The organism is Pseudomonas cyclaminis (genome assembly GCF_015163715.1).
Lineage (GTDB): Bacteria > Pseudomonadota > Gammaproteobacteria > Pseudomonadales > Pseudomonadaceae > Aquipseudomonas > Aquipseudomonas cyclaminis.
In genome coordinates this window covers 1-5,153 of record NZ_JADDUM010000235.1, presented here as the reverse complement: position 1 = coordinate 5,153, position 5,153 = coordinate 1, and the positions used below count along the sequence as shown (strand labels likewise).

General features: G+C 58.4%; 7 protein-coding genes. 3 read left to right on the top strand and 4 right to left on the bottom strand.

What is annotated here, in order from left to right:
* A partial coding sequence (locus tag IQK56_RS25635) for an MFS transporter (protein WP_193864215.1) occupies positions 1–582 on the top strand: 582 nt, incomplete at its 5' end.
* A 60-nt stretch (positions 583–642) separates the two neighbouring features.
* Here the strand turns inward: IQK56_RS25635 and IQK56_RS25630 are convergent.
* From IQK56_RS25630 to flgA, 4 genes are all read right to left on the bottom strand, one after another.
* A complete protein-coding gene (locus IQK56_RS25630; RefSeq protein ID WP_150761920.1) occupies positions 643–1,392 on the bottom strand; it encodes a flagellar brake protein in 750 nt (249 codons plus the stop codon).
* 96 nt (positions 1,393–1,488) lie between these two features.
* Positions 1,489–1,959, bottom strand: a complete 471-nt coding sequence (locus tag IQK56_RS25625) for a flagella synthesis protein FlgN (RefSeq protein WP_099587194.1) — start codon at positions 1,957–1,959, stop codon at positions 1,489–1,491.
* 48 nt (positions 1,960–2,007) lie between these two features.
* Complete coding sequence (gene flgM, locus IQK56_RS25620; RefSeq protein WP_122306794.1) at positions 2,008–2,325, bottom strand: flagellar biosynthesis anti-sigma factor FlgM; 318 nt, start codon at positions 2,323–2,325, stop codon at positions 2,008–2,010.
* 140 nt (positions 2,326–2,465) lie between these two features.
* Positions 2,466–3,230 (bottom strand): flagellar basal body P-ring formation chaperone FlgA, encoded by a 765-nt coding sequence (flgA, locus tag IQK56_RS25615; protein ID WP_122306793.1) that lies wholly within the window; start codon positions 3,228–3,230, stop codon positions 2,466–2,468.
* An 80-nt stretch (positions 3,231–3,310) separates the two neighbouring features.
* Here flgA and IQK56_RS25610 point away from each other — a divergent pair, with 80 nt between their 5' ends.
* Both IQK56_RS25610 and cheR read left to right on the top strand, forming a co-directional pair.
* Positions 3,311–4,243 (top strand): chemotaxis protein CheV, encoded by a 933-nt coding sequence (locus IQK56_RS25610; protein WP_032886773.1) that lies wholly within the window; start codon positions 3,311–3,313, stop codon positions 4,241–4,243.
* A gap of 43 nt (positions 4,244–4,286) precedes the next feature.
* Positions 4,287–5,114, top strand: coding sequence for a protein-glutamate O-methyltransferase CheR (gene cheR, locus IQK56_RS25605; RefSeq protein WP_032886774.1), 828 nt, complete (start codon positions 4,287–4,289; stop codon positions 5,112–5,114).
* Positions 5,115–5,153 lie beyond the last annotated feature (39 nt).

Below are 5,153 nucleotides of genomic sequence, written 5' to 3'. Positions count from 1 at the left end.
TGCTTTGCCCTGTGCCTGGCGGTGGCGGCATTACCGCTGGCGATCATGACCCAGGTGCCGCTGGAAGTGCTGTTCGTCGCGGGATTCCTGTGTTCCCTGGTGCAGTTCTGCCTGTACCCGCTGGCGGTGGCGTTTTCCAATGACCATGTGGAAGGCGATCGTCGGGTGTCGCTGACCGCCATGCTGCTGGTGACTTACGGCGTTGGCGCGAGTATCGGGCCGTTGCTGGCCGGTGTGATCATGAAGATGTTCGGCAGTCACATGCTGTATGCCTTCTTCAGCCTGTGTGCGTTGATCCTGGTATGGCGCATCCGGCCGAAGGCGGTGACCAACCTGCATCAGGTGGAAGACGCACCGCTGCATCACGTGGCGATGCCCGACAGCATGTCGAGTTCGCCGCTGGTGGCCGCGCTTGACCCGCGCGTCGATGAGCAAGTGGTACAGGAGCAGATGCAGACGGTCCCCGACCCCGAGCCGCAAGTTGATCCGCAGCCGCCGGTGGACGAGCCCGCCTTTGTTGGGCCACCGGAACCCCTGGGGCCGGAGGAGCATCCTCACGACTTGAGCAGGGCGCGCCCCTGAAAGCAAAAACGGCAGATCCCCAAAGGATCTGCCCGTTTTTTTTGCCGCGATCTTTAAGGATTAAAAATCGTCGTCCTTGTCGAAGCGTCGCGCTTCACGCTGTAACTGGTACACAAAGCGCTCGACCTGGCGCTGCACCAGGCCACTCATGTTGTGGAAGCGCACACCGGCGAAGGTGGTGTTGATCTTGTCTTCGAAGTGCAGGTACCGCAGTTCGACCGAGGTCGTCATGCTGCCAAACGGCAGGGCGGCGATAAAGCGGTCGTAGACCTGGCCCAGTTGCAACCGCTCGGAGATGTCGCCTTCAAAGCGCAGTTTGCAGCCGGTGGCGGAGATATCCAGCAATTTGCCGTTGACCGGCGCCTTGAGTTTTTCACCGCCGAGTTCGATGTTCACCAATTGCGCCAGCTTCAGCGCGGCGCGGAAGGCGTTGCGGCGCTGATGGTAGACCACCTCGTCCGGCAGGCTGCCGGTGTAGATACGGTGGCCATCTTTTTCGCTGATGGTCAGGGTGCCGCTGCTTTCCCAGGCGACGCGCACGCCGTCGTGGAAGCCTTCGATACGGAAGGCTTCACCGTTTTCGAGGTAGCGTTCGCCATCACGGGGGATCATTTCGTCCAGTGCCAGCGTGTTGCTGTCGCGGTTGACGTCCACCAGATAGCTCTGGAAGCGCTGGCTGCGCTCGTGGAAGGTGATGATCAGCGGGTCATGGCTGTCTTGCAGCATCCGCAAGGTGCCGGCGATTTCCAGAGGCGTGGTGAGGACCTTCGGTGGCTGCGGGGCATCTTCCGCATTAAGGGCGTTGAACACGGTTCTTCCATCTCCAGACAAAATACGACTACACGCAAGAACCGGCATTTTGCCAGCATGTGGCGCGCCTTGGATAGGGCGCACGGTAAACCGGCGTCAGGCTTGGCTGCGGGTGCTTGGTTTGACCAGGCGCGAGGTTGAACCTTGGGCGTTATACAGCGCCGGCGGCTCTCCGCCGTGGAGTATACGCAACTGGTTGGCGGTCGTGGCTTGCTGAAGCTGGATCGATTGACCGTTAAGCAGGTTGGCTTCCTGGCACTGGGCGAGCACTTGATTGAGTTCTTTGCTCTGGCTCAGTAACTGATCGCCGACCGAGGAGTGGCTGGCCAACTGCGCCAGGCCATCGTGGTCTGCCGGCAAGCCAAGGCTGATCAGGATCTGGCTGCGTTTTTTGCCATGCTGTTCCAGCAGGACAATCAACGACTGCTTGCGCGCCAGAATTTCTTCCAGCAGCGGCATATCCCGGCCGTAAAGGGCCAGTGATTCTTCTTTTAGCAGCTCCAGCAATTGTTGCGTCGGCGCTAGATCATCAATGATCAGTTGCAGCAAATGTTCGTCGTGATGCATGGCTGGCCTTGGGTTTTAAGCGTCCAAAAGCCCTGCGCAGGCCTTTGCCTAGCGCTCGGCTTCGAAGTTAAGCAGCTTGCTGGCTACACGGTTGCTGTCGACTTTATAGCTGCCATCGGCGATTGCCTGTTTCAATTCGGCCACACGGGCTTTATTGACCACGGGTTGATCGCGCAGCGAGTCAGTGACCTTCTGCAACTGTTGAGCCTCATTGCTCAGGTGTACGGATTCCCCGCTCTGGCTGGCCTGTTCTGCCTTGGCGGGCAGTGGCGGGGCCTTGGCTTCTACGCTTTCCTTGGTGCCGGTGGTACGCGTAGTGCCTGTCGTTGCCGGGGTGTTATTTAAACGACTGAAATCGATGACCATGATAAAAAACCTCTGGGTATTTGGACGCTTGCCATGTTTTCGGCCATACCCGGATAAACTTTAGACGCAAATGACAATAAATCTGCGCATGGGCTACCTCGTGCACAGTGTAGGAAAACCCGGCGTCCTGTACCAGTGATCTATAAAGCGACCTCGACTTGCCCTGGGGCTGTTACCCGCGCCTTGATCACGCGGTTGGAGTTGAGGTTCTTGACGCGAATCTGTTCACTCATGCCGCCGTTGGACAGCGCTTCACCGGGCATCTTCACGTTCAGCGCGCCGCTGCTGGCGGAAATCACCACCTGGTCACCCTTGCGAATTACCTCGGCCTGCTCAAGATGCACCAGCGTGATGACCTGGTCGGTGACCACTGGTCGGGTTAATTTCTGCCCGACGGCCTGGTCCACAGACGTCAGGTAGCCCTGGCTGATCAGGCTGATGTCGCGTTCGCGCAGTACAACGTCTTCAAAACCGATGATGCCGGTGCGTTTGAGCGGTCGGGCCACCACCACTACATCGCGGAACAGCTTGACCTGGGCCGGCACAAACACCGTCCAGGGCGAGGCGCCGTCGCAGCGTACCCGCACCGTCACGCGCCCGATGGGCTGGGCGGGGCTTTCCAGGGTGGCTGTCAATTCCTTGTCGCACATGGGCATGCGCAGGCGTGGGTCCAACTGGTTAACTTGGATTTCATAACGCCCCGGTGTCTGTGTGGTCGCCAGATAATCTTCTACAGTGAACTCAAGAAAGCCTTGAGTGACGCCGATAAGTAGATCAGGCAAGGTGACGTTATCTGCGCGGGCCGTGGTGTTCAGGCTCAAAGCAAGCAGCGCCACCGAGGCGCAGAGCAATCTGCGGTACTGTGGGAATCGAAGGCGTCGGGAAACTGTCGTTTTAATATCCATAGCCAATAAATAGCAAAGCTCGTGCCGTTTAGTGTTGGGTGCGCGTCGCACCTTCAAGGTTTTAGCGTAGGAGTCTGGGCATGGCAGGAGTAATGGATTCAGTAAACCAGCGCACACAGCTGGTAGGGCAGAATCGCCTGGAGTTGTTGCTTTTCCGCCTGGATGGCAAACAGCTATATGGCATCAACGTGTTCAAGGTGCGGGAAGTGCTGCAATGTCCCAAGCTGACGATCATGCCCAAGTCCAGCCCCGTGGTGTGTGGCGTGGCCAACATCCGTGGCGCGACCATCCCGATTCTTGACCTGGCCCTGGCCACCGGTTCGGCTGGCCTGCAGGACCGCGAGAACCCGTTCGTGATCATCACCGAGTACAACACCAAGACCCAGGGTTTCCTGGTGCGCTCGGTGGAGCGCATCGTCAACATGAACTGGGAAGAGATTCATCCGCCGCCCAAGGGCACCGGCCGCGACCACTACCTCACGGCAGTGACGCGAGTCGATAACCAATTGGTGGAAATCATCGACGTGGAGAAGATCCTCGCCGAAGTGGCGCCGACCTCGGAATCGATTTCCGTGGGTGTGGTGGATGCCGAAACGGCGCACAAGGCGGTCTCGCTGCGTGTGCTGACGGTGGATGACTCCTCGGTGGCGCGCAAGCAGGTGACCCGTTGCCTGCAGACCGTCGGCGTGGAAGTGGTGGCGCTCAATGATGGCCGCCAGGCGCTGGATTACCTGCGCAAGTTGGTAGATGAGGGCAAGAAGCCGGAAGAAGAATTCCTGATGATGATTTCCGACATCGAGATGCCGGAAATGGACGGCTACACCCTCACGGCTGAGATACGCAGCGATCCACGCATGCAAAAACTGCATATCATCCTGCATACTTCGTTGTCGGGCGTATTCAATCAGGCGATGGTCAAGAAGGTCGGTGCCGATGACTTCCTGGCCAAATTCCGTCCTGATGACCTGGCATCCCGGGTAGTCGACCGGATCAAGGCAGCAGATCACAGCTAAGGGCTTTTTCCCTGGCGGTCATACGATTTTAGAGGCGGTATCAGTGTCTACGGGTAATTTGGATTTTGAACAGTTCCGGGTCTTCCTGGAAAAAGCCTGTGGCATATTGCTCGGTGAAAACAAGCAATACCTGGTATCCAGCCGTCTTAACAAACTGATGGAGCAGCAGGGCATCAAGTCCCTGGGCGAGTTGGTTCAACGGATCCAGGGGCAGCCGCGCAGTGGTCTCAAAGAGATGGTGGTCGATGCCATGACCACCAACGAAACCTTGTGGTTTCGTGATACCTATCCCTTTGAAGTGCTCAAGAGCAAAGTGCTGCCGGAAGCCATCAAGGCCAGCCCCGGCCAGCGCCTGCGCATCTGGTCGGCGGCCTGTTCTTCGGGACAGGAACCGTATTCGATCTCGATGTCCATCGATGAGTTCGAGCGGACCAACATGGGCCAGTTGAAGGCCGGGGCGCAAATTGTTGCCACTGACCTGTCCGGCACCATGCTCACCAACTGCAAGACCGGCGAGTACGACAGCCTGGCCCTGGGCCGTGGTTTGTCCCAGGAACGCCTGCAACGTTACTTCGACCCTAAAGGGGCGGGGCGGTGGGCAATCAAGGCGCCGATCAAGAGCCGCGTGGAGTTCCGTTCGTTCAACCTGCTCGACAGCTACGCCAGCCTGGGCAAGTTCGACATGGTGTTCTGCCGCAACGTGCTGATCTACTTCTCGGCCGAAGTGAAGAAAGACATCCTGTTGCGCATCCACGGCACCCTCAAGCGTGGCGGCTACTTGTTCCTCGGTGCTTCCGAGGCGCTGAACGGCCTGCCGGATCATTTCCAGATGGTGCAATGCAGCCCGGGCATCATCTACCAGGCCAAGTAATAATGTGGGAGGGGGCTTGCCCCCGATAGCGGTGTATCA

Coding starts and splice junctions, on each gene's coding strand:
- IQK56_RS25625 (WP_099587194.1), bottom strand. CDS start 1,959: ATGCATCACGACGAACATTTGCTGCAACTGATCATTGATGATCTAGCG.
- flgM (WP_122306794.1), bottom strand. CDS start 2,325: ATGGTCATCGATTTCAGTCGTTTAAATAACACCCCGGCAACGACAGGC.
- flgA (WP_122306793.1), bottom strand. CDS start 3,230: ATGGATATTAAAACGACAGTTTCCCGACGCCTTCGATTCCCACAGTAC.
- IQK56_RS25610 (WP_032886773.1), top strand. CDS start 3,311: ATGGCAGGAGTAATGGATTCAGTAAACCAGCGCACACAGCTGGTAGGG.